We start from the raw sequence: 25,876 nt of genomic DNA, 5'->3' as shown, positions 1-25,876 counted from the left end.
CCCGACCCCCGTGCCCCACATCGAGGACTACGCCCTGATCGGCGATCACCAGACGGCAGCGCTGGTGAGTCGCCACGGTTCCATCGACTGGCTCTGTCTGCCGCGGTTCGACTCGGCCGCGTGCTTCGCCGCGCTGCTCGGTGACGAGGAGAACGGTCACTGGAGGATCGCGCCCGGCGAGGGCGGCACCTGTACGCGGCGGTCGTACCGGCACGACTCCCTCGTGCTCGACACCGAGTGGGAGACGGACGAGGGCGCGGTACGCGTCACCGACCTGATGCCGCAACGCGACCGCGCGCCCGACGTCGTACGGATCGTGGAGGGGCTGTCCGGCCGGGTCACGATGCGCAGCACCCTGCGCCTGCGCTTCGACTACGGCTCGGCGGTTCCCTGGATGCGCAGGTCGGACGGCCACCGCGTGGCGGTCGCCGGCCCTGACGCGGTGTGGCTGCGCAGCGAGCCCCGGGTGCGCTCGTGGAGCGAGGACCGGGCCACGTACGCGGAGTTCACGGTGGAGCCGGGTGAGAAGGTCGCGTTCGTGCTGACCTGGCACCCCTCGCACGAGCCCCGCCCCCGCCTGGTCGACCCGTACGAGGCGCTGCGGTCGAGTCTCCACGACTGGCGGGCCTGGGCGGCGCGCTGCCGGTACGACGGTCCGCACCGGGACACCGTGGTCCGCTCGCTGATCACCCTCAAGGCCCTCACCTACGCCCCGACCGGGGGCATCGTCGCGGCGGCCACCACCTCCCTGCCCGAGGAGATCGGCGGCGTCCGCAACTGGGACTACCGTCACTGCTGGCTGCGCGACTCCACCCTCACCCTGGGCGCCCTGCTGTCCTGCGGCTACCAGGAGGAGGCCGAGGCCTGGCGCGACTGGCTGCTGCGCGCGGCCGCGGGCGACCCGGCCGACCTGCAGATCATGTATGGCCTGGCCGGTGAGCGGCGCATCCCCGAGTACGAACTGCCGTGGCTGTCCGGATACGAGGACTCGCGCCCGGTCCGGGTCGGCAACGACGCCGTACGGCAGGTGCAGCTGGACGTGTACGGCGAGGTCATCGACTCCGTGTTCGTGTCGCGCCGCGCGGGTCTGCCCGACAAGCCCGACATGTGGCGGATGCAGTGCGCGCTGATGGAGTATCTGCGGACGGCCTGGCGGAAGCCGGACGAGGGGCTGTGGGAGGTGCGCGGGCCGCGCCGCCACTTCACCCACTCCAAGGTGATGTGCTGGGTCGCCGCCGACCGGGCCGTCCGCACCCTGGAGGACGACCCGACCCTGAGCGGCGGCGACCTCGAAGGCTGGCGGGCCCTGCGCGACGAGATCCACCGCGAGGTCTGCGAACGCGGTTACGACGCCGACCGGGGCACGTTCACCCAGTCCTACGGCTCCCGCGAACTGGACGCCGCGCTGCTGCTCATCCCCCTCATGGGCTTCCTGCCGCCGGACGATCCCCGGGTCGTCGGCACGGTCGACGCGATCCGCGAGGAGCTGTGCCACGAGGGGTTCGTCCGCCGTTACAGCGCCGACCACCTCACGGCGGCGACCGGCTCCGTCGACGGGCTGCCGGGCGGCGAGGCCACGTTCCTCGTCTGCTCGTTCTGGCTGGCGGACGCACTGCACCTGACCGGCCGCACGCAGGAGGCACGCGACCTGTTCGAACGGCTGGTGGGGCTGGTCAACGACGTGGGCCTGCTCGCGGAGGAGTACGACCCCGTCGCGCGCCGTCAGCTGGGGAACTTCCCGCAGGCGTTCAGCCACGTCGGTCTCGTCGGCACCGCCCTCGCCCTCTACGACGGGAAGAAGGCAGGATAGGGCCATGGATCTTGGGCTGAAGGACCGTGTCTACATCGTCACCGGGGCGACCCGCGGGCTGGGCAACGCGGTCGCGCGGGAACTCGTCGCCGACGGCGCGAAGGTGGTCGTCACGGGCCGCGAGGAGGAGAGTGCGGGTGCGGCGGCCGCGGCGCTCGGGGCGAACGCGGTGGGTGTCGCCGCCGACAACGCGGACCCCGAGGCCGCCGAGCGGCTGATCGCCGCCGCCCGTGAGCACTTCGGGGGCTTCGACGGCATCCTGGTCAGCGTGGGCGGCCCGGCGCCGGGGTTCGTCGCCGACAACACCGACGAGCAGTGGACCACCGCGTTCGAGTCGGTGTTCCTGGGGGCGGTGCGCCTGGCGCGGGCCGCGGCCGCGGAGTTGGGCGAGGGCGGCGTCATCGGCTTCGTGCTCTCCGGGTCCGTGCACGAGCCGATCCCCGGGCTGACCATCTCCAACGGGCTGCGGCCGGGACTCGCCGGGTTCGCCAAGTCGCTGTCCGACGAGTTGGGGCCGCGCGGTATCCGGGTGGTCGGCCTGCTCCCGGCCCGTATCGACACGGACCGGGTGCGGGAGCTGGACGGGATGTCGGCGGATCCGGAGGCGACACGGGCGGCGCACGAGTCGCGGATTCCGCTGCGGCGGTACGGGCGGCCGGAGGAGTTCGGGCGCGCGGGGGCGTTTCTGCTGTCGCCGGCCGCTTCCTATCTGACGGGGATCATGCTGCCGGTCGACGGCGGGATGAGGCACGGGTTCTGAACCGCCGGGCGCTCAACTCACCCTTTCGGCACGGTGCTTGGCCGCCCGCAGTCTGACCTCGGCCGGCAGTTCCGCCAGGCCCGCCGAGTGCTGGGCGTGGGCGAGGGCCTCCGTGGTCAGGGTGTGCAGGGCCTCGCCCGGATTCACATGGGGCTGGAGGCGGAGGCGGACACGGGCCTCGGGGGCGCTGCGACGTCCGGTGAGGCGGGCGTGGGCGCGTTCGACGCCGTCCGACCGCGCCGCCTCGGCCGTCAGCACATCCTCCAGCGCCCGCCCGCGCAGCAGCGCTCCCTCGCCGTCTCCGGTGTCGACGAGGACCTCGGCCAGCCGGTGCCGGCGCAGGACGGCCGTCAGCCACCACAGGGCGAGCAGGACGAGGAAGGCGAGCACGGCGATGACGGCGGGCCACCACCAGCCGGAGTCGTGCCACCGGGTCCGCTCGGTGTCACTCAGCAGCACGTCCGCGGGGCCGTGGTGCGGCCACCAGGAGGGCGGGTCCACGCCGAGTCCGACGGCCAGGACGGCACCGCCGGCCACCACCAGGACGAGCCCCGCGAGACCCAGCAGCACCCGGTTGACGATCCTCAGCATCGCGTCTCATCCCTTCCGGCCGGGCCGGCGCACATGCACCGACAGGGCGGGCGGCCGGGCCAGCCCCAGTCCCCGGATGCCGTCGGCGAGCGCGACGTCCAGGTCGGCCCGTACCTCGTCGAGTTCCCGGAAGTGGGACACCGCGCGGACGTCGACCCGTCCGCGTCCCGCCCGGACCCGTACGGACTGCACGCCGGAGACCTCCATGGCCCGGTCGCGCAGGGCCAGCGCGGCGGCTTCCCGGTGCAGTCCGGCCCGTACCCGGGGGTGGACCCGCCGCATGGGCAGGAGGTCGCGCAGCCCCGGGGTGGCGGCGAGCAGCAGCAGCCAGAGGCCGAGCAGTACGGCGACCGAGGCTCCGGCGAGCACCCACGGGTCGTCGAGGGGGCGTTCGGCCAGTTCCCGGGCCAGTGAACGGCGCCACGCCATGGCGGGCCGGTCGGCCCGGACGGCGGCGACGTCGTACAGGACGAGGCCGGTGCCCGCCAGGAGCAGCGCCGCCAGGATGCCCGCGGGGACTCTGCGGGCGGACCAGAAGCGTTTCTCGTCGCCGTTCTCGTCGTCGAGGGCGGGCAGCGGGTCGTAGTCGGCGGCGGACGCGGACTGGTCCGGCTCGCGGCCGACGGTCCGTCCGCCGTTGTTCCCGCCCGCGTTCCCACCGGTCTTCTCATCGGCCTTGTCATCGGCCTTGTCATCAGCCTTGTCGTCGGCCTTCTCGATGACGGGCAGTCGTCGCGTGGTGCCCTCGGAGCTCCGGGGTTCGCTCATCGCGTCCTCCCCTGTGCCACATCGTGTGCGTGCGTCAGGTGCAGCCGTTCGACCTGGACGGCCACCTCCGACACGTGCGTTCCCGTCAACGTCCCTACCCGCTCGGCGACATGACGACGCACCGCAGCGCACTGGCCACCGATGTCCGAGGGGTAAGGAAGTTCGAGACTGACGCGCACGCGCGCGGTCTCGTGGTGGAGGACGACGGTGGCATGCGGGGGCGCGGAGTCCTGCGGCACGACGTCGAGTGCCTCGCGCGCCGCCTGCGAGGCGATCTTCGCGACGACCCGGTCGGCGATCCGGAGCGCCCCACGCTCCCCGGCCTCGACGGCTCCCCGCTCCGTGGGACGCCCGCTTGCCACGGGGTTCATCGGCGCCGGTCGTCACGCGGGCGGAAGAAGTCGCCCAGCTCCAGGTCCCCCTCGAGGAACCGGCCGACGACGAAGCCGACGGCACCCAGTGCGGCCACCAGCAGGAAGGCTCCGAACCCGCCGAAGTATCCGGCGAAGCCCAGCGCCATCCCGGCGACCATGCCGATCACGGCCAAGCTCATGCTGTGCTCCTAGCGACTCGGAGACTCCTGAACACGGGCGGACGGGGTGCGAGGCACGGATGGGGTGGAGGGCGCGAGCTCCGCTCACTGCAGCCGGGACTCCGGCTCCTCGTCCTCCTCGTCCGGCAGCTTCACATCGCTGACCGCGATGTTGACCTCGACGACATCCAGGCCGGTCATCCGCTCGACGGCCGCGATGACGTTCTCGCGCACGTCGCGGGCCACATCGCTGATGGACACCCCGTAGTCGACGACGATCTCCAGGTCGAGCGCGGTCTGCACCTCGCCGACCTCGACCTTCACGCCCCGGGTCACGGACTTGGTCCCGCCGGGGACCCGGTCGCGCATGGCCCCGAAGGTCCGTGACAGGCCGCTGCCCATGGCGTGCACGCCCATCACTTCGCGCGCGGCGAGCCCGGCGATCTTCTCCACGACACCGTCGGCGATGGTCGTGCGCCCCCGACCCGCCGGATCACCGCCGCCGCGCCGGGCGGTCCTGCGCCCGACCTGCGTCGGCTCCTTGGTCGTGTCGGGCCCTTCCGTCCGGTTCCGCTCCGTCATGTCAGTCATGCCGTCAGCCCCTTCCGGTCGTCCCCCTCAAGCCCACAGTAAGCGCGGTTGCGGCCCCGCGCGCCGGGGATGCGGCAGGCTGGAGGAATGACGGCGGACGGTTGGACGAAAGCGGTACGCCAGCAGCTCGGGCTCGGCCGCGTACTTCCCCTGGGTGGCCCGCGGGACGGCGCGTGGATCACGGAGAGCGCGGCCGGAGCCGCTCTGCGCCGCACGGCCGACTCTCTGCGCGGGCTGAGCCTCGGACGGCTCCGCATCTCGTCCGTCGACTCGGGTGGCAGCGAGGGTGAGGACGCGGACGAGCACGGCTACGAGGCAGCCGTGCCCCCGCCCCCGAGTGCCCTGCCGCCCGGTCCGCTCCGGGTCACGGCCGACCTCGCGGCCTCGGTCGGCCCGGCCGCCGAGCCCCTCCCGGCCACGGCGGCCCGCCTGCGCGCGGCCCTGTTCACCGCCGCCGGGGAACGCCTCGGGCTGACGGTGACCGAGGTGGATCTCCGGGTGACCCATCTGCTGGAGGCCGACGCGGGGCCGTCCGGTCCGACGGCCGAACCGCCGCCCCCCGCCGCCGCTCCGGCGTCGTCGGCCGGCGACGACGAGGAGTCCCGAGTGGCCGCGGCGGCGCTCTCCGTCCCCGGCGTCGCCCGTCTGACCGGCGCCTTCGGCGGTCTCGGCCGTGCGGTCGACATCGCCGCCGGGCCGGCCCTCCCCCGCCGCCATGTCCGCGTGGAGCTGGCGGTGACGGAGGAGCGACGTGCCCTGGACGTGGCGCGCGAGGTACGCGCGGCGGTGAGCGACTCCCTGCCGGACCACCCGTCGGTGGCCGTGCTCGTCACAGCGATCGGCACCTGATCCCGAGGGTCCCGGCCCGGGAGGCGGCTACTCGCCGACGCCCGCCAGGTCCCGCAGTCGCCGGGCCTGGGCCGCCCGCTCCGCCGCCCGCTGCTCGTCGTACCCCCGGTCCTGGGCATCGCGCAGCAACGCCTTGGTCTCGATGACCGCGTCCCGGGGCGCGGTCACGAGCGCACCGGCGAGGTCGCGCACGGCGTCGTCGAGCTGGTCGGCGGGGACCGCGAGGTTCGCGAGCCCGATCCGCTGGGCCTCGTCCGCCTGGACGAACCGTCCGGTGAGGCAGATCTCCAGCGCGCGGGCGTACCCGACGAGGCTCACCAGCGGGTGAGTCCCCGTGAGGTCGGGCACGAGTCCGAGGCTGGTTTCGAGCATGGCGAACTGCACGTCGTCGGCGACGACGCGCAGATCACAGGCGAGGGCAAGCTGGAAGCCCGCACCGACGGCGTGCCCCTGCACGGCGGCGACGGACACGATGTCGTTGCGCCGCCACCAGGTGAACGCCTCCTGGTACTCGGCGATGGTCGCGTCGAGCCCGGCGTCGTCACGGCGCGCGAGATCGACGAACGACGGCTCCCCTTCGATGCCTTCGGGCGTGAACATCTGCCGGTTGAGTCCGGCGGAGAACGATCTGCCCTCGGCACGCAGCACGACCACGCGGACGGAGCCCGGCACCGACCGACCGGCCTCGGTGAGCGCCCGCCACAGGGCGGGGCTCTGCGCGTTGCGCTTGGCCGGATTGGTCAGCGTCACCGTGGCGATCGCGTCGTCGACGGTGAGCCGTACGCCGTCCTTGTCGAGCAGCGTTTCGAGCGAAGCCATGGGGCGCCTCCGATGGGGTGCGGTCAGCAGAGCGATGAAGCGATGCTAAGTGACTGCACAGTAACCACCCGGCCGATCAGCCGACCGACCGGGTGGCCACCATCGAAGCCGATGGGCCGCCCGGCGTCAGGCCGACGCGGCCTTCTTGCCCCGCGTCGCGCCGCCACGCCCTCGGAGCGTGACGCCCGACTCGCTGAGCATCCGGTGTACGAAGCCATACGAGCGGCCGGTTTCCTCGGCCAGTGCCCGAATGCTCGCACCGGAGTCGTACTTCTTCTTCAGGTCTGCCGCGAGCTTGTCACGCGCGGCGCCGGTAACCCGGCTGCCCTTCTTCAGAGTCTCGGCCACCCGGTCCTCCTCATGGGAAGTGCGCTCTGGTCTCCTCATGATCACCCCTCCGGCGCGGGATGGCCACCCATTCGGCAAGGTCCGTGCGACAAGGTTTTGACGACGGGAGCGCGTCCCCACGAGCGGAACCTGTCATTCCGCACAGGCGTGTCCGTACGGCCGAACGGGTTGTTCTGTGAAGTCCCAGGTCAGAGACGCACGACGGCCGAGCCCTTCGCACAGAAGGACTCGGCCGTGAAATCGATGTAGGACACACCTCGGTACGAGGAGATCTCACACAGATGGTGGATCACCGATGGGCCGAATGATCCAGCGGCAGTTGATCAACCCATTCGATCAAGCGAGCGCGACGAGGTCGGCGTAGTCGGCGCCCCACAGGTCCTCGACGCCGTCCGGCAGCAGGATGATCCGCTCGGGCTGGAGAGCCTCGACCGCGCCCTCGTCGTGGGTGACGAGGACGACCGCGCCCTTGTAGGTGCGCAGGGCCCCGAGGATCTCCTCGCGGCTGGCGGGGTCGAGGTTGTTGGTCGGCTCGTCGAGCAGGAGGACGTTGGCGGAGGACACCACCAGGGTCGCGAGCGCGAGACGGGTCTTCTCGCCGCCGGAGAGCACTCCGGCCGGCTTGTCGACGTCGTCGCCGGAGAACAGGAAAGAGCCGAGTGTCTTGCGGATCTCGACCAGGTCCAGGTCCGGGGAGGCGGAGCGCATGTTCTCCAGGACCGTGCGCTCCGGGTCGAGGGTCTCGTGCTCCTGCGCGTAGTAGCCGAGCTTGAGGCCGTGGCCCTCGATCACCTGGCCGGTGTCGGGCTTCTCGACGCCGCCGAGGAGGCGGAGCAGGGTGGTCTTGCCCGCGCCGTTGAGGCCGAGGATGACCACCCGGGAGCCCTTGTCGATGGCCAGGTCGACGTCGGTGAAGATCTCCAGCGAGCCGTACGACTTCGACAGGCCCTCGGCGGTCAGCGGGGTCTTGCCGCAGGGCGCGGGCTCGGGGAAGCGCAGCTTGGCGACCTTGTCGGAGACACGGACGGCGTCCAGGCCGGCGAGCAGCCGGTCGGCGCGCTTGGCCATGTTCTGCGCGGCGACGGTCTTGGTGGCCTTGGCGCGCATCTTGTCGGCCTGCGAGTGCAGCGCGGCGGCCTTCTTCTCGGCGTTCTGCCGCTCGCGCTTGCGGCGCTTCTCGTCGGCCTCGCGCTGCTGCTGGTAGAGCTTCCAGCCCATGTTGTAGACGTCGATCTCGGCGCGGTTGGCGTCCAGGTAGAACACCTTGTTGACGACCGTCTCGACCAGGTCGACGTCGTGGGAGATCACGATGAAGCCGCCGCGGTAGGTCTTGAGGTAGTCGCGCAGCCAGACGATCGAGTCGGCGTCGAGGTGGTTCGTCGGCTCGTCCAGGAGCAGGGTGTCCGCGTCGGAGAACAGGATCCGGGCCAGCTCGATACGGCGGCGCTGACCGCCGGAGAGGGTGTGCAGCGGCTGGCCGAGCACCCGGTCGGGGAGGTTGAGCGCGGCGGCGATGGTGGCGGCCTCGGCCTCGGCCGAGTACCCGCCCTTGGTGAGGAACTCCGTCTCCTGGCGCTCGTACTGCTTCAGCGCCTTCTCGCGGGTGCCGCCCTGGCCGTTGGCGATGCGCTGTTCGTTCTCCCGCATCTTGCGGATCAGTACGTCGAGGCCGCGGGCGGAGAGGATGCGGTCGCGGGCGAGGACGTCGAGGTCGCCGGTGCGGGGGTCCTGCGGGAGGTAGCCGACCTCGCCGGAGCGGGTGATGGTCCCGCCGGCCGGGATGCCCTCGCCGGCCAGGCACTTGGTGAGGGTGGTCTTGCCCGCGCCGTTGCGGCCGACCAGGCCGATGCGGTCGCCCTTGGCGATGCGGAAGGTGGCGGACTCGATGAGGACGCGGGCACCGGCGCGCAGCTCGATACCGGAGGCGGAGATCACGGACAGACTCCAGGGCGGATTGGGGTGGCGGGTGTGGGCGGCTGAGGACGTTCCCGCCGTCTAATGCGCGAGGAGAATGGCCATGGGCCGATTCTAACTGGGGGCGGCAAGCGGTTTTCCGCCCGTGTGACAAGGGATCACGTGGTCTCGGTCACCGGGTCCGCCGGCCACCGGACGCCATCGGCCCGTTTCTTCCGACGGGGCGTTGTCGGTCTCCGGTGCGAAACTGGGCAGCGGGTCGTGTTCCGGGTGGCTGTCGTCGTCCGGACGGCTCAGGACGACGGAGAGGTCGTGATCGGTATGGCAGGCAGGGGCGACGGCCGCCCGAGTATCTATCCGACGCTGCTCTACGCGGACGCCAAGGCCGCCGTCAGGCAGCTCACGGAGGCGTTGGGCTTCGCCGAGCTCTCGGTGTACGAGGGCGAGGACGGCATCGTGCGGCACGCGGAGCTGACGCAGGGCAACGGCGCGGTGATGATCGGTTCCAAGGGCAGCGGCAGTGTCTTCGACGGCGCGATGAAGGGCGCGGGGCCCACCGGGGTGTACGTCGTCGTGGACGACGTGGACGCCCACCACCGGCGGGCCGTGGAGCACGGCGTGGAGATCCTGATGCCCCCGACGGACCAGGACTACGGCTCCCGGGACTACATGGCCCGGGACGCCGAGGGCAATGTGTGGAGCTTCGGCACGTACGCCCCCGAGACGGGCGGCTGACACCCGCGCGGGCGGTCGGGCGCACGCGGCCCCGTCGGCCGGGTCAGCTGCCTCCGGTGTGCACCTGGAAGGCGGCACGGCGGACGGCCTTGGCGAGGGCCGGATCGGGGTGGGCCGCGGCGAGGGCGACCAGGACCTGGACGGTGCGGGGGTGGCCGACCGCGCGGACCTCGTCGAGCAGCGCGGGGACCGTGGGCTGCACCGCGGACTCCAGATGCCGTACGAGCAGGGGTGCCTCGCCGTGGTCGGCGACGGCGGCGGCCGTGTCGACCCAGAGCCAGGTGGACTCCTCCCGGGTGAGGACCTCGTGCGCGTCCTCGGGGTCGGCGCCCTCGTGCTCGGCGAGCCACAGCAGGGCGTAGGGGCGCAGCGGGGTCTCGTCGGCGACCGTGCGGACGTCGGGCTCGGCGGGGGCGCCGACGACCCGCAGGGCCTCGAAGGCCAGGCCCCGGATGAGGGCGTCCTCGCCGCGGGCGGCGTCGATGAGTTCGGTGACGGCGCCGCCGACGGGGCGGGCGGCGAGCCAGGCGCGGTACTCGGCGCGGGCCGCGTTCGGCCGGAGCTGGGCGCAGCCTCTGAGCATGTCCTCGGCGGAGACCTCGATGTTCCCGGCGGGGCTCTGCGCGGCGACACAGATCTGTTCGAGCTTGACCCAGACCGCCCAGCTGCCGAGCGGGGTGAGGGTGGCCTGGCCGTCGCCGTAGGTGAGGGCGCCGACGGAGGCGAGGGCGCGCAGGGACCAGTCGAGGAGCGGGGCGAGGGGGGTGTCCTCGGCCGTGGGCTCCGCGGCGGGCTCGGAATCGGCGGGGGCGGCGCGGAGCGCCTCGTCAGAAGGGTGGTGGGCGACGGGTGGGACGTAGGGGACTTCGCAGCGCTCGGTGCGCAGTTCGGTGACCCGCTGTGCCAGGAGGTCGAGGAGCTGCTCCACGGGGACGGGCCCGGCGGAGAGCTGGAGGAAGGAGAGGACCTGGGGCATGGCCGAGACGACCTCGGCGACCGCCGCCGGCTCCCGGTCCTCGGGCTCCGGATAGGCGATGGACCAGGCGTCGAAGAACGCGACCCAGCCGCGCAGTACGGCGCTGTCGTCACGGTTCCAGGCACGCAGACGCCAGCCGGGTCGCGCGCTGTCGCCGTGCACCTCGACCAGGCCGGCCAGACGTGCCGTGTCCCAGTCGTGGCGGACCTGAGCCGGGGTCAGCCCCAGCTCGGCGGCGGCCCGTTCGGCGGTCGCGGCGGAGAGGGTGCCCTTGCCGTCGGGGCTCGCGCCCTCGCGGCCGGGGCGCAGGGCGGCATCGGCCCAGCGGGCGACGCGGGCCGCGTCCGCCAGGACGGCGCGGGCCATGCGGGCGAGTTCCACGGGCGGCGGTGTGCCCTCCGGGGGCCGGGGAGCCGGTCGGCGGCGCTGGGTCACTGCTGCTCGGGGAGCGGCGGCCAGGGTTCGCGGGCTGACGAGTCGGAGCCTGGAGTCGCGCGGATTACGGGACGTCACGGGGGCAGTCTTCCGGTTGACGGTCGGAAAACCCAAACGGAATGTCACAGCGGGCGACAGGGGTGGCCAACGCACGGGTCTTCCCAGGGGTCCGCACCGAGGAGGATCGCCTTGGTCCGACGCTAAACGGAATGTGGCGTACCTCTCTCTGGCGGGGCGATTCCGCGGCGCCTCCCCGTCCTGTGCCGGCCGTGCGCGGCCCTACACCAGCGGGGTGAGGAAGCGGCGGAGGGCCTCTTCGTAGGCCTTGGGGTCGGCGTTCCACATGGCGCCGTGCGGGGCGTGGCGGACCGTGCGGAGGGTGACCCGGTCGGGGCGGCGGGCGGCGAGGCGCTGGGAGGGGCCCCAGGGCGCGACGGTGTCGTCGGGGCCGTGGAAGAGCAGGGTCGGTGTCCTGAGCCCCGAGGAGTCGGTGTCCTCGCCGGTGGGGGCGGCGCGCAGTCCGGTGCGGCCCTGGGCGGCGCGGACCGCGAGCGGCAGCAGGGCACCGGGGGTGCGGCGGGCGGCGGCGAGGGCGCGCAGGGTGGCCGCCCAGTCGAGCACCGGCGAGTCCAGGACGAGTCCGGCGACGCGGTCGCGCAGCGGGGAGCGGGTGGCGGCGCGCAGGGCCATGGTGGCGCCGGTGGACCAGCCGAGCAGGACGACCCGTTCGGCGCCGAACCGGACGGCGTGGCGGACGGCGGCGTCCACGTCGCGCCACTCGGTCTCGCCGAGGTGGTTCAGGCCGTCCGGGGAGCGGGGGGCGCCCGGGTCGCCGCGGTAGGCGAGGGTGAGCACCGGGAAGTGGTGGCGGTGCAGGAACTCCATGACGTTCATGGGGTGTTCGCGGGTGGTGCCCAGTCCGTGCACGGCGATCACCCAGATGTCCCGGTGCCCGGGTACGAACCAGGCGGGCAGGGTGCCGAGTTCGCCGGGGATCTCGACGTCGTCGTGGTCGAGGCCGAGCGCGGTGCGCGGGTCGCCGCGGTGGAGGCCGGGGGTGAGCCACACCTTGTCGCCCGGCTCCAGGGTGCCGTGGGTGACGCGCTCCAGGCGGCGGACGACCGTGTCGGGGGCGTGCGGGGCGCCGTCGAGGACGGCGCCGACGACCGCGTGGGAGTCGTCGCCGGTGAGGCCGTAGACACCGGGGCGCTGGGAGGCGAAGGCGCGGGTCAGGACGATGCGTCCGGCGGCGGTGGCGTGCACGGTCAGCCGGGGTTCGGTGGGCAGCGGTTCGCCCGGCGGCGCCTTCAGCGCTACGTCGCTGGCCAGCCGGCCCGCTGCGACACTGGCCGCACCGGCCGCGAACGCGACCCCGACCGCGGCGACCGCCGCTTTGACTGCACCCACGCCTCCAGTGTCCTGGCCGACCACCCTTGCGGCCAGTGGGCAGGCACTCCGGAGTGACCGGAGCGGCGGGTGCGCGGACCTGATGCGCGCATGCCCCCGTGAGCCGACGACCGCCGAGAGGCCGAACGGGGTCGGACAGCGCCGCGGCGGAGAACGCCGGGGCCAGGGGAGCTCCCGAAGAGGGGGTGGTCGAGCGCGACGAGGTCCGTCGGCCGGGCGGCGACGGCAGGGTCGACAGGACCTAGCCCGGCTGGCCGTAGTCGCGGAGGCGGGCGCCGGCTTTCGCCAGTTGGTCGGGGGTGAGGAGGTGCGGGGTGCGGCCCGGGACGGAGGACGCCGTCAGCCAGACTCTGGACATCCATTCGAGCTGGGCCGTGCGGTCGTAGGCCTCGGCGAGGGTGCTTCCGTAGGTGATCGTGCCGTGGTTCTGCAGGAGACACCCGGTGCGCCCTGTCAAAGCGCGGAGCATGTTCTCGGCCAACTCAGGGGTGCCGTAGGTCGCGTAGGGAGCGACCCGGACCGGTCCGCCGAGGGCGGCGGACATGTAGTGGATCAGCGGCAGCTCGCTCACGAGGGTGGAGACGGCCGTCGCGTGGACCGCGTGGGTGTGGACGACGGCGCGGGCGTCGGTGGTGCCGTGGATCGCCAGGTGCATGGGGAGTTCGCTCGTCGGGCGGAGGGTGCCGAGGACCTGCCGGCCCGAGAGGTCCACACCCGTCACGTCGTCCGGGGTCAGACGGTCGTACGGCACTCCCGTCGGTGTGACCAGGACGGTGTCCCCGACGCGCACGGACACGTTCCCCGAGGTGCCCACGACCAGGCCCTCGGCCACCGTCCGGCGGGCCGTCGTGACGAGCTCGTCCCACGTGTGCGCCACGTCGTCCGGCACAGCGCTCCGCCGCTCGCCCCGCGCGCCTCGCGGAACCTCGACCGCGCCCCGCTCGCCCCGGGCGTTCCCCTGCTGCTCGACCATGCCGCGATCCTGCCAGGCGGCTGCCGGTGACGGGCACCCGGCGGAGGCGCCGCGGGCGTATCACGGCCCCGCGGAAGGCGCCATATACGCATACCCCACTCGGAGTTGGCGATTGGCCGATGATCGAGCGAGATTCAGTGATCTTCCAGTAATCTCCGGATGTTTTGTCGCACAATCGCCATTCCGGGGGGAATGATGGCCACAGCTCCCAAGCCGTCCCGTCGCCGCAACCGCGCCTTCGCCGCCTCCGTCGCGGCGCTCGCCCTCGGGGGGACCGCTCTTGCCGAGATCCCCGTCTCGGCCGCCGCCAAGCCCAGGGGGCACGACGTCTCCTCGCACCAGAAGAAGGTGAACTGGTCGAGCGCGAAGGCGAAGGGCGCCCGGTTCGTCTACGTCAAGGCGACCGAGTCCACCACCTACCGCAACCCGTACTTCGGCCAGCAGTACAACGGCTCGCGCGAGGCGGGGCTGATCCGCGGCGCGTACCACTTCGCACTTCCCCACCGGTCGTCCGGGAAGACCCAGGCCCGCTACTTCGTGAACAACGGGGGCGGCTGGCGCGCGGACGGCTGGACGCTGCCGCCGGCGCTCGACATCGAATACAACCCGTACGACAGGAAGAGGAAGTGCTACGGCCTGAGCGACAGCGCCATGGTCGGCTGGATCAAGTCGTTCAGCGACGAGGTGAAGCGCCTCACGGGCCGCCGCCCGGTGATCTACACCACCACCCACTGGTGGAAGACCTGCACCGGCGACAGCGCGGCCTTCGGCGACCACGCGCTGTGGCTGGCCCGCTACGACGCCGGCGGCGCGGGGGAACTGCCCGCGGGGTGGAAGTACTGGACGATCTGGCAGTACGACAACGGCAGCGGGAGCCTGCCGGGTGACCAGAACCTCTTCAACGGGTCGACGAACCGGCTGAAGAGGTTCGCGAAGGGGTAGCGGATCTCGCCATTCCGCCTGAGTTCGAAGGCCGGACCGCCGCTCCGCCAGGCCCTGGCCGCCCACCGGCCCACAAGCGGAGCGGCGGCACCTCGTTCATTACACCCGCGCGCCTGCCCCAGTTCATCTTCCGTTCACCCAGGTTGCCTACGGTCCACATGCCACTGACGTCCGAAAGAAGCCCGGGTAAATGGAAAACTTCTCGCTGATCCTCGCGATCGTGGTCATCACCGCGCTCGCGTTCGATTTTACGAACGGTTTCCACGACACCGCCAACGCGATGGCCACCACCATCTCGACCGGCGCAATGAAGCCCAAGGTCGCGGTGGCCATGTCCGCCGTGCTCAACCTTGTCGGCGCGTTCCTGTCCATCGAGGTCGCCAACACCATCTCCAAGGGACTCGTCGACGAGTCCGGGATACAGCCAGAGGTCATATTCGCGGCGCTCGTCGGCGCCATCCTCTGGAACCTGCTGACCTGGCTGGTGGGGCTCCCCTCCAGTTCCTCGCACGCCCTGATGGGTGGCCTCGTCGGCGCCACCATCGCCTCGGTCGGCCTCGGTGGTGTGCACGGCGACGTGCTCGTCACCAAGGTGCTGATCCCCGCCGTGGCGGCCCCGCTGGTGGCCGGCATCGCGGCGATGCTCGCCACCCGGCTGACGTACAGGCTCGGACAGCACACGAGCGAGAAGGCCTCCGGCAAGGGCTACCGCGCCGGTCAGATCGCCTCCGCGGGCCTGGTCTCGCTGGCCCACGGCACGAACGACGCCCAGAAGACGATGGGCATCATCACCCTCGCCCTGGTGGCCGGCGGCGCCCTCGCGCCCGACTCCGACCCGCCCGTGTGGGTCATCGTCTCCGCCGGTCTCGCCATCGCGCTCGGCACCTACCTGGGCGGCTGGCGCATCATCCGCACGATGGGCAAGGGTCTGACCGACCTCCAGCCGCAGCAGGGCTTCGCCGCCCAGACCAGCGCGGCCACGGTCATCCTGGCCTCCTCGCACCTCGGCTTCTCGCTCTCCACCACGCACTCGGTCTCCGGTGCGGTGATGGGCGCGGGCCTCGGCCGCAAGGGCGGGGTGGTCCGCTGGTCCACCGCGACCCGGATGTTCGTCGCCTGGGGTCTGACCCTGCCGGCCGCCGCGCTGGTGGCCGCGCTCGCCGAGTGGGTGACGTCCTTCGGCGCCTGGGGCACGGCCGTCGTCGCGGTCTTCCTCGTCGCCTCCAGCGCCGCGATCTGGGTGGTCTCCCGCCGTGAGGTCGTCGACCACACGAACGTCAACGACACCGAGGAGCCGCCCGGCGTGGTGACCACGGCGATGGCCGCCGTGACGCCACCGCCCGCCGGCACCGTCACCGTCACCGAGGACCTCTCGGCGACCATCCCGGTCCCCGCGGCCGCGACCGCCGCCGAGACCACGTCCCCGGCGAACTCGTCCACGCCGACACCCGCCCTCTGAGCCCCGCGACCTCCTGAGGAAGATCACCACATGCACATCGACTGGGCAGCCCTCGGCTCCGTCTTCGGAGTCAGCCTCGTGGTCACCGTGGCCCTCGTCGGCCTCTTCACCCTGGGGATCGTCGGCCTCTCCAAGCGGGAGGCGGCGACCACCGCGGGCACGTCGCCCGCGCTCGCCACGACAGCGGCGTACGCCTGCTTCGCGGCCTGCACGGCGGCGGTGGGTTACGGGATCTACCTGATCATGGCCTGAGGCCCCGTTCACCCCTCCCACCTCGCACGACACACACAGACAAACCCCTCGTACCGTTTGACCCGGTACGAGGGGTTTGTCTATTGTCCTGCGCATCGAGGCCGGCACGGTCGGGGTCAGCGTCACCGACGTCCGGGCGCTCATCCAGCAGTACGGGATCACGGATCCGGCGCTGGTGAGCGAGTTGGAAGAGGCCGCACGGGGCTCGAAGGGGCCGTCGTGGTGGGCCCCCTGGGGAAACCTGGTCTCCCAGCCCTTCGCCCAGTATCTGGGCTACGAGGGGGCCGCGACCTCCATCCGCGTCCACAACCCCATCGTGCTCCCCGGCCTCCTGCACACCGAGGACTACGCCACCGCCCTCCTCTCCCCCCACGTCGGAACCCACCGACGTCCGCCGGTCGGTGGAGCTCCGCCTCGCCCGACAGGAACGCCTGATCGACTCCGACGCGGGCCCGCGCATCGACGTCGTCCTGGACGAGGCCGCCGTACGGCGGGTGATCGGCGGCCCCCGCGTCATGCGTCAACAGCTGGACCACGTGAAGGCGCTGGCCGGGCGCCCCCGGATGGGCATCCGGCTGCTGCCGTTCACGGCGGGGGCGCACTTCAGCACCCTCAGCCCGTTCATCCTGCTCGGGTTCAGGGACGACGACGACCTGCTCTACCTGGAGGGCCCCAACGGCGGGCTGTCGAACCGCGAGGATCTCGATCTCACCGTCCGCCACCAGGAGTGCTTCGCGGACATCAGCGACAACGCGCACGAAGGCGACCGGATGATCGAGTTCCTCGACACGGTCCGGGAGAGCCTGGACAACGACTGAGCACCGGGCCGGGACGCCCGGCGGAATCGGGGGGAGGGCCCATGGCGGTCTTCGGTTGGCAGAGTGGTGGAGGCGGCTGACGGCGCGCCGCGCCGTTCCGGGCGACGGAGATCCGGACGGTCCTCCCCCGGCCGGCCCCCCGGGGTCCGGCGGTCCTGCCCCACTGGACGACTGCACGCTGAAGGCCTAAGCCATGCAGGAGTCGGAGTGGGCGGAGGCGCTCATCCGGGTGGAGAGTGCCCGGGTCGACGGCGAGATACGGCTCCTGTCCGCCCGTCTGTTACTGGGCACGTTCTGCGCCAGCGTCCTGCTGCTGAGCATCGCCGTGGCCGGTCGCGTCGTACCCACGACCCGGTTCGACGCCACGACACCGCTCACCACGGCGATCACCGGGGCGATCGCCGCCGCTCTGCTCACCTCGCTCGCGGCGGGCATCGGCAAGGTGCTGCGCGCCCGCGCCGATGCCGCGCGGCCCGTCGGCCTCAGCGCTCCTCCGGCCCCCGCGGGCGAGCCCCGACCAGAGCCCGGTCCAGGGCCCTCAGCCGCTCCGTGACCGGAGTGAGCCCCCACCACAGGCCCGCCCCCGTGGCGAGGAGGGCGGTCACCGCCAGCCAGACGACACCCCGCGCCTCCGTCCCCGGCACCAGCAGGGCGGCGAGAGCACCCACCCCCACGGCGAGGACCCCGGCGACCGTGCTGAAGAGCACCAGCGGCGCGGCGGCGGACAACAGCGTCCGCCGGCCCCTCGATGCCCGCTCACGCGCCGAGGCGGTTCCCTTGGTCCGATCTTCCATCGCGTGTACCTCCCGTCCCCCGAACGGTTCTTCAAGAACCGTCCGCTCCCGGGTCCACAAGCCCCGCCAGAAAACCACACCACGCGCTGTGACGGAAGGAGAGCACAGCGTTCTTCTTCGAGTTCGAGTCACGCACCAGAACCCGCCTCTCCTCGAACGACGCCTCCACGCACAGGCTGGTTTCGCCCGAATAACTGCTCCTGATCCAACTCCGCGCCGAGGGCTCCCTGTCGAACACCCTGACCTCCACCTCACAAGTCAGCGCGCCGACACGCGTCCACCGCGACGACCCGAGCGCCGTGCCCAGCCGCTGCCGCTCGTCGGCGCTCAGTCCTCGTAATGTCGTTCCCTCAAGTGTTCCCGCCCGGCGCTGTGGAGATGAGCGCAGAAAGAGCCGATTCGGGCGTCTGGCCATATTTCAGCGATGTGGGGCTGAGCACACCGCTGCGCCGCAGGTCAACAGCAAGTTGACGGGTCTTCCGGGCGCGTGGTGGACTGCCGGGGCCATGTACGACGGCAGGAGAGGAAGCCGGTGCGAGTCCGGCGCGGTCCCGCCACTGTCACCGGGGAAGAACCTCCCGGGAGCCAGGAACTCTCGCCGTCGGTCTCGTCGAACCAGGGCGTGGACACCCTGAGTGAGGACATATCGCCATGTGCGGCTGCCGCTTGAGTCCCGGTACCGGATCCTCCTCCCATCTCGCGATCGGCTGAACCGGTGCGTGCCGATCGCGTCTTCGCGTACGGCGCCACCGCCGGACTTCTCGGTGATCTGCTGCTCGGCGATCCTCGCCGGGGGCATCCGGTCGCCGCGTTCGGGCGGGCCGCCGGCGCCGTGGAGCAGGTGCTGTGGCGGGACCACCGGGGGTGGGGCGCGCTGCACACCGCCGTGTGCGCGGGTGGCGCCGTGGCGCTCGGGGCCTTGGCCTCGTCCGCCGTACGCCCGTCGCGTGCGGCCTCCGTCGCGTTGACCGCCGCCGCCACCTGGGCCGTCGTCGGGGGGACTTCGCTCGGGCGGGAGGCTCGCGCGATCGCACGGTCGCTCGACGCGGGGGACGTCGAGGGCGCGCGGGCCCGGCTGCCCCATCTGTGCGGGCGGGATCCCCAGGCGCTCGACCCGGACGGGATCGCGCGGGCGGTCGTGGAGTCCGTCGCCGAGAACACCTCCGACGCCGTGGTGGGCGCGCTCGTGTGGGGAGCCGTGGCGGGTGTGCCCGGGCTGGTGGGGTTTCGGGCCGTCAACACGTTGGACGCCATGGTCGGACACCGGTCGGAGCGGTATCGGCGGTTCGGATGGGCCTCCGCGCGGCTGGACGACATCGTGGGCTGGCCGGGGGCCCGGCTGACGGCGGTGCTGGCCGCGGCCTGCGGTGGGGATGCCCGCGGGGCGGTACGGGCCTGGCGCGCGGACGCGGGCCGGCACCCGAGTCCCAACGCGGGACCCGTGGAGGCGTCGTTCGCGGGGGCGCTCGGAGTGCGGTTGGGGGGCACGCTGTCGTACGGGGGGCGGGTCGAGCACCGGCCGGTGCTGAATGGGGAGGGGCGCGCCGTCGTCGTGGATGACATCGAGCGGACCGTCCGGTTGTCCCGGCGGGTCGGATGGCTGGCGTTGGGGATCGGTGCGGGTGTGTCGCTGCTGCGGTCGAGGAGGCAGGGATGAGTGGCGGGCTGTTGGTCGCCGGGACCACCTCCGACGCGGGGAAGAGCGTGGTCACCGCCGGAATCTGCCGGTGGCTGGTGCGGCAGGGGGTCAAGGTCGCGCCGTTCAAGGCGCAGAACATGTCGCTCAACTCCTTCGTGACGAAGGAGGGCGCCGAGATCGGGCGGGCGCAGGCCATGCAGGCGCAGGCGTGCCGGGTGGAGCCCACCGCGCTCATGAACCCCGTGCTGCTGAAGCCCGGGGGCGAACGCAGCAGTCAGGTGGTGCTGCTGGGCAAGCCCGTGGGCGAGATGAGTGCGCGCGGGTACCACGGAGGGCGGCAACAGCGGCTGCTCGGGGTCGTGTTGGACTGCCTCGCCGAGCTGCGGGGCACGTATGACGCGGTGATCTGCGAGGGGGCCGGCTCTCCGGCCGAGATCAATCTGCGGCGGACCGACATCGTCAACATGGGGATCGCCCGGAACGCCGGGCTGCCCGTGCTCGTGGTCGGCGACATCGACCGCGGCGGTGTCTTCGCGTCGTTCTTCGGGACCGTCGCGCTGCTCTCCCCCGAGGACCAGGCCCTCGTCGCCGGGTTCCTCGTCAACAAGTTCCGGGGAGACGTCTCCCTGTTGGAGCCGGGGCTCGACATGCTGCGCGGGCTCACCGGGCGGCCGACGTACGGGGTGCTGCCCTTCCGGCACGGGCTCGGGATCGACGAGGAGGACGGGCTGCGCATCTCGCTCCGGGGCACGGTCCGGGAGTCGAACGTCGCGCCGCCCGTCGGGGAGGACGTGCTGCGGGTCGCCGTGTGCGCGGTTCCGCTGATGTCCAACTTCACCGACGTGGACGCGCTCGCCGCCGAACCCGGTGTCGTGGTGCGGTTCGTGGACCGCGCCGAGGAACTGGCCGACGCCGACCTGGTCGTCGTCCCGGGGACCCGGGGCACGGTCCGGGCACTGGAGTGGCTGCGGGAGCGGGGGCTCGCCGAGGCGTTGGTGCGCAGAGCCGCCGAAGGGCGGCCGGTGCTCGGGCTGTGCGGCGGGTTCCAGATGCTCGGGGAGCACGTCGAGGACGACGTCGAGAGCCGTCGAGGACACGTCCCGGGGCTCGGGGTGCTTCCCGTCCGGGTGCGGTTCGCCCCGGAGAAGACGCTCACGCGGCCCGTCGGGGAGGCTCTCGGGGAACGGGTCGAGGGGTACGAGATCCATCACGGGGTCGCCGAGGTGCTGGGCGGTGAACCCTTCCTGGACGGGTGCCGGGTCGGACAGACCTGGGGCACGCACTGGCACGGGTCGCTGGAGTCGGACGGGTTCCGGCGGGCCTTCCTGCGCGAGGTGGCGACGGCCTCGGGGCGGCGGTTCGTGCCGTCCCCCGACACGTCGTTCGCCGCGCTGCGCGAGGAGCAGCTCGACCGGCTCGGCGACCTGATCGAGGAGCACGCGGACACGGACGCGCTGTGGCGGCTCATCGAGTCGGGCGCGCCGACGGGGCTGCCGTTCGTGCCGCCCGGAGCACCGGGAACACCGGGAGCGTCCGGATGAGCGCGGACGCGCTGCTGAACGACCGGCCGCGGGTCAACCGCCCGCTGCCGGAGGGTGACTTGGAGGGCGACGCAAAGTGAGTGTTCCTTTTCCGTTCACGGCCGTCGTGGGCCAGGACGACCTGCGCCTCGCGCTGCTGCTGAACGCGGTGTCGCCGGCCGTCGGCGGTGTGCTGGTGCGCGGCGAGAAGGGCACCGCGAAGAGCACCGCCGTGCGGGCGCTCGCGGCGCTGCTGCCGGAGGTGGAGGTCGTCGTCGGATGCCGGTTCTCCTGCGACCCCGTGAAGCCGGACCCGGCGTGTCCGGACGGACCGCACGAGCCGGCGTTCGAGACCCGGCCGTCACGCATGGTCGAACTGCCCGTCGGCGCCTCCGAGGACCGGCTCGTCGGCGCCCTCGACATCGAACGGGCGCTGTCCGAGGGCGTGAAGGCCTTCGAGCCCGGGCTGCTCGCGGACGCGCACCGGGGCATCCTCTACGTCGACGAGGTGAACCTGCTCCACGACCACCTCGTCGACCTGCTGCTGGACGCTGCCGCGATGGGCGCCTCGTACGTGGAGCGCGAGGGCGTCTCCGTACGGCATGCCGCGCGGTTCCTGCTGGTCGGGACGATGAACCCCGAGGAGGGCGAGCTGCGGCCGCAGTTGCTCGACCGGTTCGGGCTGACCGTGGAGGTCGCGGCCTCGCGGGAGCCGGACCAGCGGGTGGAGGTCGTCCGGCGGCGGCTCGCCTACGACGACGACCCGGCCGGTTTCGCGGCCCGTTGGGCGGACGAGGAGGCCGACGTACGGCAACGGGTCGTCGCGGCACGGGAGTTGCTGTCGTCCGTGGTGCTGGGCGACGGCGCGCTGCGGCAGATCGCGGCGACCTGCGCGGCCTTCGAGGTGGACGGGATGCGGGCCGACATCGTGATGGCCCGGACCGCGACCGCGCTGGCGGCGTGGAACGGCCGGACCGAGGTGCTCGCGGAGGATGTGCGCCGGGCGGCGCTGCTCGCGCTGCCGCACCGGCGCCGCCGGAACCCGTTCGACGCGCCGGGGCTCGACGAGGACAAGCTCGACGAGACGCTGGAGGAGTTCGCGGAGCCGCCGCAGGGCCCACAGGACCCGCAGGACTCGCAGGACGACGATCCCGATCCCGGTCCCGACGGGCCCGGTGGGGGTGGGCGGCCGCCGGCTCCCGAGTCCGACGGACCGCAGGGCGGCGACGGGGGCGCGCAGCCCGAGTCCGGCGAGGGTGTGCCGGCCCAGGCGCCCGCCGCCGGGGAGCAGTCCGCCGTACGGGCCGCCGAGCCGTTCCGTACGAGGGTGCTCAGCGTGCCGGGGCTCGGGGAGGGTGCCGCCGGGCGGCGTTCGCGCGCGCGGACCGAGCACGGGCGCACGACCGGGGCGCGCAGGCCGCGTGGCACGCTGACCAAGCTGCATCTGGCGGCGACGGTGCGGGCCGCCGCGCCGCATCAGCGGACGCGGGGGCGGTCCGGGCCGGGGCTGGTGGTACGGCGTGACGATCTGCGGCAGGCGACCCGGGAGGGGCGGGAGGGCAACCTCGTGCTGTTCGTGGTCGACGCCTCCGGCTCGATGGCGGCGCGGCAGCGGATGGGCGCCGTGAAGGGCGCGGTGCTGTCGCTGCTGCTCGACGCCTATCAGCGGCGGGACAAGGTGGGCCTGGTGACGTTCCGCGGGGCGGCCGCCGAGGTGGCGTTGCCGCCGACCTCGTCGGTGGACGCGGCGGCGGCCCGGCTGGAGTCGCTGCCGACGGGCGGGCGGACGCCGCTGGCGGCCGGGTTGCTCAAGGCGCACGACGTGCTGCGGGTGGAGCGGCTGCGGGACCCCGCGCGGCGACCGCTGGTCGTGGTGGTCACCGACGGCCGGGCGACGGGTGGGCCGGAGCCCGTCGCGCTCGCCGGGCGGGCGGCACGGCTGTTCGCGGCCGAGGGCCACGCGTCCGTGGTGATCGACTGCGAGTCGGGCCATGTCCGACTGGGGCTCGCCGGGCAGCTGGCGGGTGAACTCGGCGGTACGGCGGTGACGTTGGACGAGCTGCGGGCGGACTCCATCGCCGGGCTGGTACGGGATGTGCAGGGAACGCAGAGGACTTCTGGGAGGGCGGCGTAGATGCCTCAGGGACAGCCGAGTGTCGTACCGGACGACGGGCTGACGACTCGTCAGCGCAGGAATCGTCCACTGGTCTTCGTGCACACGGGCATCGGCAAGGGGAAGTCCACCGCCGCCTTCGGGCTCGCGCTGCGGGCCTGGAACCAGGGGTGGCCGATCGGGGTGTTCCAGTTCGTCAAGTCGGCGAAGTGGAAGGTCGGCGAGGAGAACGCGCTGCGTGTGCTCGGGGCGTCCGGTGAGGGCGGGTCCGTCGACTGGCACAAGATGGGCGAGGGCTGGTCGTGGGTCCAGCGCGACGGGCAGATGGACAACGAGGACAAGGCCCGCGAGGGCTGGCAGCAGGTCAAGCGGGACCTCGCGGCCGAGACGTACAAGCTGTACGTGCTGGACGAGTTCGCGTACCCGCTGCACTGGGGGTGGATCGACACCGACGAGGTGATCGACGTGCTGCGGAACCGGCCCGGGACCCAGCACGTGGTGATCACCGGGCGGAACGCGCCCGAGAAGCTCGTCGACTTCGCGGACCTCGTGACCGACATGTCGAAGGTCAAGCACCCCATGGACGCGGGCCAGAAGGGCCAGCGGGGCATCGAGTGGTGACATCGTGACGCCTTACGCCTCAGTGGCCTCCGTGCCCCGGCTGGTGATCGCCGCGCCCTCGTCGCGCAGCGGCAAGACCACCGTGGCCACGGGTCTGATGGCCGCGCTGACCGAGCGGGGGCTCGCCGTGTCCCCGCACAAGGTGGGGCCGGACTACATCGACCCCGGCTACCACGCGCTCGCCAGCGGGCGGGTGGGGCGGAACCTCGACGCGTACCTGTGCGGGCCGGAGCTGGTCGCGCCGCTCTTCGCGCACGGGGCGCGCGGGTGCGACATCGCCGTCGTCGAGGGTGTGATGGGGATGTTCGACGGCGCCTCGGGGCAGGGGGAGCTGGCGTCCACGGCGCACGTGGCGAAGCTGCTGCGGGCGCCGGTGGTGCTGGTCGTGGACGCGTCGTCGCAGTCGCGGTCGGTGGCCGCGCTGGTGCACGGGTTCGCCTCCTGGGATCCCGAGGTGCGGATCGGGGGCGTGATCCTCAACAAGGTCGCCTCGGACCGGCACGAGGAACTGTTGCGGGACGCCCTGGAGTCGACCGGGGTGCCCGTGCTGGGGGTGCTGCGGCGGGCTCCGCAGGTGGACACCCCGTCCCGGCATCTGGGACTGGTCCCCGTCGCCGAGCGGCAGACCGCCGCGCTGGAGGCCGTGGCGGCGATGGCCGCGCAGGTGCGGGCCGGGTGCGATCTGGAGGCGCTGGTCGCGCTCGCCCGCAGCGCCGGGGCGCTGTCGGGGGCCGTGTGGGAGCCCCCCGTCGCGGCCACGGCCACGGGGAGGCGGGAGGTGGTCGCCGTGGCCGGGGGGCCCGCGTTCACCTTCTCCTACGCCGAGCACGCCGAGCTGTTGACCGCCGCGGGTGCCGAGGTGGTCGTCTTCGATCCGCTGCGTGACGAGCAACTGCCCGACGGGACGCGCGGGTTGGTGATCGGCGGCGGGTTCCCCGAGATGTACGCCGCCGAGCTGTCCGCCAACGAGCCGCTGCGCAAGGCCGTGGCCGAGCTGGCGTTCGGCGGGGCTCCGGTGGCCGCCGAGTGCGCCGGTCTGCTCTACCTGTGCCGGGAGCTGGAGGGGCGGCCCATGTGCGGCGTGCTCGACGCGACGGCGCGGATGGACGAGCGGCTGACCCTCGGGTACCGGGACGCGGTGGCGGTGGGCAACAGCGTGCTCGCGCCGGCCGGGACCCGGATGCGGGCCCACGAATTCCACCGGACGGTCGTCGAGCCGGGGGCCGGGCCCGCCCCCGCCTGGGGGATACGGTCCCCTCGGCCCCGGGTCGAGGGATTCGTGCGGGGAGGGGTGCACGCGAGCTATCTGCACACCCACTGGGCCTCGGAGCCCGGTGTCGCACGGCGGTTCGTGGAGAGATGCCGGGCGTCATGAGCGGTCCGCGGGGCCTCACGAGCAGTCCGCGGGGCGTCGCGAGCGGCCGGTCGGCCGGTCGGCCTGCCCGCTCACTCCGCCACGCCCACCACCAGCCAGATGAAGGCCGCCCCGCCGATCGTGCACAGCAGCGTGGAGTGGGCCGGATGTTCGTGGTGGGCCTCGGGGAGGATCTCCGCGGCGGCGAGATAGAGCAGGGCGCCTCCGAAGAAGCCGAGATAACAGCCGAGCGGTCCCTCCGGGATCGTGAACAGCAGCGTGGAGGCGGCTCCCACCACCGGGGCCGCCGCGTCCGCGAACAGCATCGCCAGCGCACGGCGGCGGGCGTTGCCGTAGACGCTGGTGAGCGTGTACGTGTTGAAACCGTCCGCGAAGTCATGGGCGATCACCGCGAGCGCGACCGCGATGCCCATGCCCTCGCCGATCTGGAAGGCCGCGCCGATGGCGACACCGTCCATGGCGCTGTGTCCGACCATCGCGGCCGCGGCCGTCAGACCCACCTGGGGCGTACGGCCGTTGTTCTCCTCCGCGCCGTGCGCCGCCTGGCGGACGGCCAGCAGGCGTTCCACCAGGTGGGCCAGGAGGAACCCGGCGACGAACAGCAGCAGCGCGGCCGGTACGCCGAAGATCTCGTCGCCGGCGGCCTCCAGCGCCTCGGGGAGCAGATCGAGGCCGACCACACCCAGCATCAGGCCGCCGGCCAGGCCCAGCACCAGGTGACGGCGGTCCGTCACGCGTTGCGCCGTCCAGCCGCCGAGCAGCGTCATCAGGAACGCGCCGAGTGCCACGAAGACCGCCATGCGTCCTTGCTACCGGAAGAGGCGGGCCTCTTGGC

The 25,876-nt window shown here is 72.7% G+C and carries 27 protein-coding genes, 1 pseudogene and 1 riboswitch; of the genes and pseudogenes, 14 read left to right on the top strand and 14 right to left on the bottom strand.

Going from position 1 to position 25,876, the window contains the following annotated elements:
- Positions 1–10 precede the first annotated feature (10 nt).
- Both K1J60_RS34940 and K1J60_RS34935 read left to right on the top strand, forming a co-directional pair.
- Positions 11–1,810, top strand: coding sequence for a glycoside hydrolase family 15 protein (locus K1J60_RS34940; protein ID WP_259408059.1), 1,800 nt, complete (start codon positions 11–13; stop codon positions 1,808–1,810).
- A 4-nt stretch (positions 1,811–1,814) separates the two neighbouring features.
- A complete protein-coding gene (locus K1J60_RS34935; RefSeq protein WP_220649697.1) occupies positions 1,815–2,570 on the top strand; it encodes an SDR family oxidoreductase in 756 nt (251 codons plus the stop codon).
- Between the two features lie 12 nt (positions 2,571–2,582).
- Here the strand turns inward: K1J60_RS34935 and amaP are convergent, their stop codons facing one another.
- The 5 genes from amaP to K1J60_RS34910 form a co-directional block, all read right to left on the bottom strand.
- Entirely contained in the window at positions 2,583–3,161 is a 579-nt protein-coding gene (amaP, locus tag K1J60_RS34930; protein WP_220649696.1) for an alkaline shock response membrane anchor protein AmaP, read from the bottom strand.
- A gap of 6 nt (positions 3,162–3,167) precedes the next feature.
- Positions 3,168–3,929, bottom strand: coding sequence for a DUF6286 domain-containing protein (locus tag K1J60_RS34925; RefSeq protein WP_220649695.1), 762 nt, complete (start codon positions 3,927–3,929; stop codon positions 3,168–3,170).
- Positions 3,926–4,300: an Asp23/Gls24 family envelope stress response protein gene (locus K1J60_RS34920; protein ID WP_220649694.1), complete on the bottom strand. Its 375-nt coding sequence runs from the start codon at positions 4,298–4,300 to the stop codon at positions 3,926–3,928. Before K1J60_RS34920 ends, K1J60_RS34925 begins: the two co-directional genes overlap by 4 nt.
- Positions 4,297–4,482 carry a hypothetical protein gene (locus K1J60_RS34915; protein WP_220649693.1) on the bottom strand — a complete coding sequence of 62 codons (186 nt, stop codon included), beginning with the start codon at positions 4,480–4,482 and terminating at the stop codon, positions 4,297–4,299. The genes K1J60_RS34920 and K1J60_RS34915 overlap by 4 nt, the downstream gene beginning before the upstream one ends.
- Positions 4,483–4,566: 84 nt before the next feature.
- A complete protein-coding gene (locus K1J60_RS34910) occupies positions 4,567–5,052 on the bottom strand; it encodes an Asp23/Gls24 family envelope stress response protein (RefSeq protein WP_220649692.1) in 486 nt (161 codons plus the stop codon).
- An 87-nt stretch (positions 5,053–5,139) separates the two neighbouring features.
- Here K1J60_RS34910 and K1J60_RS34905 point away from each other — a divergent pair, with 87 nt between their 5' ends.
- Positions 5,140–5,901 (top strand): nucleopolyhedrovirus P10 family protein, encoded by a 762-nt coding sequence (locus K1J60_RS34905; protein ID WP_220649691.1) that lies wholly within the window; start codon positions 5,140–5,142, stop codon positions 5,899–5,901.
- 27 nt (positions 5,902–5,928) lie between these two features.
- Here the strand turns inward: K1J60_RS34905 and K1J60_RS34900 are convergent, their stop codons facing one another.
- From K1J60_RS34900 to K1J60_RS34890, 3 genes are all read right to left on the bottom strand, one after another.
- Positions 5,929–6,720 (bottom strand): enoyl-CoA hydratase/isomerase family protein, encoded by a 792-nt coding sequence (locus K1J60_RS34900; protein WP_220649690.1) that lies wholly within the window; start codon positions 6,718–6,720, stop codon positions 5,929–5,931.
- Positions 6,721–6,846: 126 nt separating this feature from the next.
- Positions 6,847–7,068, bottom strand: a complete 222-nt coding sequence (locus K1J60_RS34895) for a helix-turn-helix domain-containing protein (protein WP_006123601.1) — start codon at positions 7,066–7,068, stop codon at positions 6,847–6,849.
- Positions 7,069–7,404: 336 nt separating this feature from the next.
- Positions 7,405–9,003, bottom strand: a complete 1,599-nt coding sequence (locus tag K1J60_RS34890; RefSeq protein ID WP_220649689.1) for an ABC-F family ATP-binding cassette domain-containing protein — start codon at positions 9,001–9,003, stop codon at positions 7,405–7,407.
- A gap of 300 nt (positions 9,004–9,303) precedes the next feature.
- Here K1J60_RS34890 and K1J60_RS34885 point away from each other — a divergent pair, with 300 nt between their 5' ends.
- On the top strand, positions 9,304–9,717 hold the full coding sequence (locus K1J60_RS34885; protein ID WP_220651846.1) for a VOC family protein: 414 nt from the start codon (positions 9,304–9,306) through the stop codon (positions 9,715–9,717).
- 43 nt (positions 9,718–9,760) lie between these two features.
- On the opposite strand, the gene K1J60_RS34880 is transcribed toward K1J60_RS34885, so the two are convergent.
- The 3 genes from K1J60_RS34880 to K1J60_RS34870 form a co-directional block, all read right to left on the bottom strand.
- Positions 9,761–11,206 carry a hypothetical protein gene (locus K1J60_RS34880; RefSeq protein ID WP_220649688.1) on the bottom strand — a complete coding sequence of 482 codons (1,446 nt, stop codon included), beginning with the start codon at positions 11,204–11,206 and terminating at the stop codon, positions 9,761–9,763.
- A 201-nt stretch (positions 11,207–11,407) separates the two neighbouring features.
- Positions 11,408–12,535 carry an alpha/beta hydrolase family protein gene (locus K1J60_RS34875; protein WP_220649687.1) on the bottom strand — a complete coding sequence of 376 codons (1,128 nt, stop codon included), beginning with the start codon at positions 12,533–12,535 and terminating at the stop codon, positions 11,408–11,410.
- 241 nt (positions 12,536–12,776) lie between these two features.
- On the bottom strand, positions 12,777–13,508 hold the full coding sequence (locus K1J60_RS34870; protein ID WP_220649686.1) for a class II aldolase/adducin family protein: 732 nt from the start codon (positions 13,506–13,508) through the stop codon (positions 12,777–12,779).
- Between the two features lie 195 nt (positions 13,509–13,703).
- On the opposite strand from K1J60_RS34870, the gene K1J60_RS34865 reads away from it, so the two are divergent.
- The 5 genes and pseudogenes from K1J60_RS34865 to K1J60_RS34845 all read left to right on the top strand — a co-directional run bounded on the left by K1J60_RS34865 (position 13,704) and on the right by K1J60_RS34845 (position 17,532).
- On the top strand, positions 13,704–14,450 hold the full coding sequence (locus tag K1J60_RS34865; RefSeq protein WP_220651845.1) for a lysozyme: 747 nt from the start codon (positions 13,704–13,706) through the stop codon (positions 14,448–14,450).
- A gap of 190 nt (positions 14,451–14,640) precedes the next feature.
- Positions 14,641–15,909, top strand: a complete 1,269-nt coding sequence (locus K1J60_RS34860; protein ID WP_220649685.1) for an inorganic phosphate transporter — start codon at positions 14,641–14,643, stop codon at positions 15,907–15,909.
- A gap of 30 nt (positions 15,910–15,939) precedes the next feature.
- Complete coding sequence (locus K1J60_RS34855; protein ID WP_033529177.1) at positions 15,940–16,161, top strand: hypothetical protein; 222 nt, start codon at positions 15,940–15,942, stop codon at positions 16,159–16,161.
- A gap of 175 nt (positions 16,162–16,336) precedes the next feature.
- A pseudogene (locus K1J60_RS34850) lies at positions 16,337–16,979 on the top strand (DUF5753 domain-containing protein).
- Positions 16,980–17,172: 193 nt separating this feature from the next.
- On the top strand, positions 17,173–17,532 hold the full coding sequence (locus K1J60_RS34845; RefSeq protein WP_220649684.1) for a hypothetical protein: 360 nt from the start codon (positions 17,173–17,175) through the stop codon (positions 17,530–17,532).
- On the opposite strand, the gene K1J60_RS34840 is transcribed toward K1J60_RS34845, so the two are convergent.
- A complete protein-coding gene (locus K1J60_RS34840) occupies positions 17,462–17,773 on the bottom strand; it encodes a hypothetical protein (protein WP_259408057.1) in 312 nt (103 codons plus the stop codon). The two genes, K1J60_RS34845 and K1J60_RS34840, sit on opposite strands and share 71 nt — an antisense overlap.
- Before the next feature lie 31 nt (positions 17,774–17,804).
- On the bottom strand, positions 17,805–18,188 hold the full coding sequence (locus K1J60_RS46285) for a DUF397 domain-containing protein (protein WP_259408056.1): 384 nt from the start codon (positions 18,186–18,188) through the stop codon (positions 17,805–17,807).
- A gap of 58 nt (positions 18,189–18,246) precedes the next feature.
- Positions 18,247–18,388, top strand: a riboswitch (cobalamin riboswitch).
- Between the two features lie 100 nt (positions 18,389–18,488).
- Between K1J60_RS46285 and K1J60_RS34830 the strand changes: the two genes are divergently transcribed.
- The 5 genes from K1J60_RS34830 (at position 18,489) to K1J60_RS34810 (ending at position 25,041) form a co-directional block, all read left to right on the top strand.
- A complete protein-coding gene (locus K1J60_RS34830; protein WP_220649682.1) occupies positions 18,489–19,430 on the top strand; it encodes a cobalamin biosynthesis protein in 942 nt (313 codons plus the stop codon).
- The gene (locus K1J60_RS34825; protein ID WP_220649681.1) at positions 19,427–20,953 is read left to right on the top strand and encodes a cobyric acid synthase; all 1,527 of its coding nucleotides are present in this window, start codon (positions 19,427–19,429) and stop codon (positions 20,951–20,953) included. Before K1J60_RS34830 ends, K1J60_RS34825 begins: the two co-directional genes overlap by 4 nt.
- Positions 20,954–21,029: 76 nt before the next feature.
- Positions 21,030–23,066: a putative cobaltochelatase gene (locus K1J60_RS34820; RefSeq protein WP_220649680.1), complete on the top strand. Its 2,037-nt coding sequence runs from the start codon at positions 21,030–21,032 to the stop codon at positions 23,064–23,066.
- Positions 23,067–23,666, top strand: coding sequence for a cob(I)yrinic acid a,c-diamide adenosyltransferase (cobO, locus tag K1J60_RS34815; protein ID WP_220649679.1), 600 nt, complete (start codon positions 23,067–23,069; stop codon positions 23,664–23,666).
- Positions 23,667–23,670: 4 nt separating this feature from the next.
- Positions 23,671–25,041: a cobyrinate a,c-diamide synthase gene (locus tag K1J60_RS34810; RefSeq protein WP_259408055.1), complete on the top strand. Its 1,371-nt coding sequence runs from the start codon at positions 23,671–23,673 to the stop codon at positions 25,039–25,041.
- A 71-nt stretch (positions 25,042–25,112) separates the two neighbouring features.
- On the opposite strand, the gene K1J60_RS34805 is transcribed toward K1J60_RS34810, so the two are convergent.
- The gene (locus K1J60_RS34805) at positions 25,113–25,841 is read right to left on the bottom strand and encodes a ZIP family metal transporter (protein WP_033529172.1); all 729 of its coding nucleotides are present in this window, start codon (positions 25,839–25,841) and stop codon (positions 25,113–25,115) included.
- Between the last annotated feature and the right edge of the window lie 35 nt (positions 25,842–25,876).

Origin of the sequence: Streptomyces akebiae, from assembly GCF_019599145.1 — a bacterium.
Classification (GTDB): Bacteria; Actinomycetota; Actinomycetes; order Streptomycetales; family Streptomycetaceae; genus Streptomyces; species Streptomyces akebiae.
The sequence above is the reverse complement of the archived record's forward strand: the minus strand, read 5'-3'. Positions and strand labels throughout refer to the sequence as shown.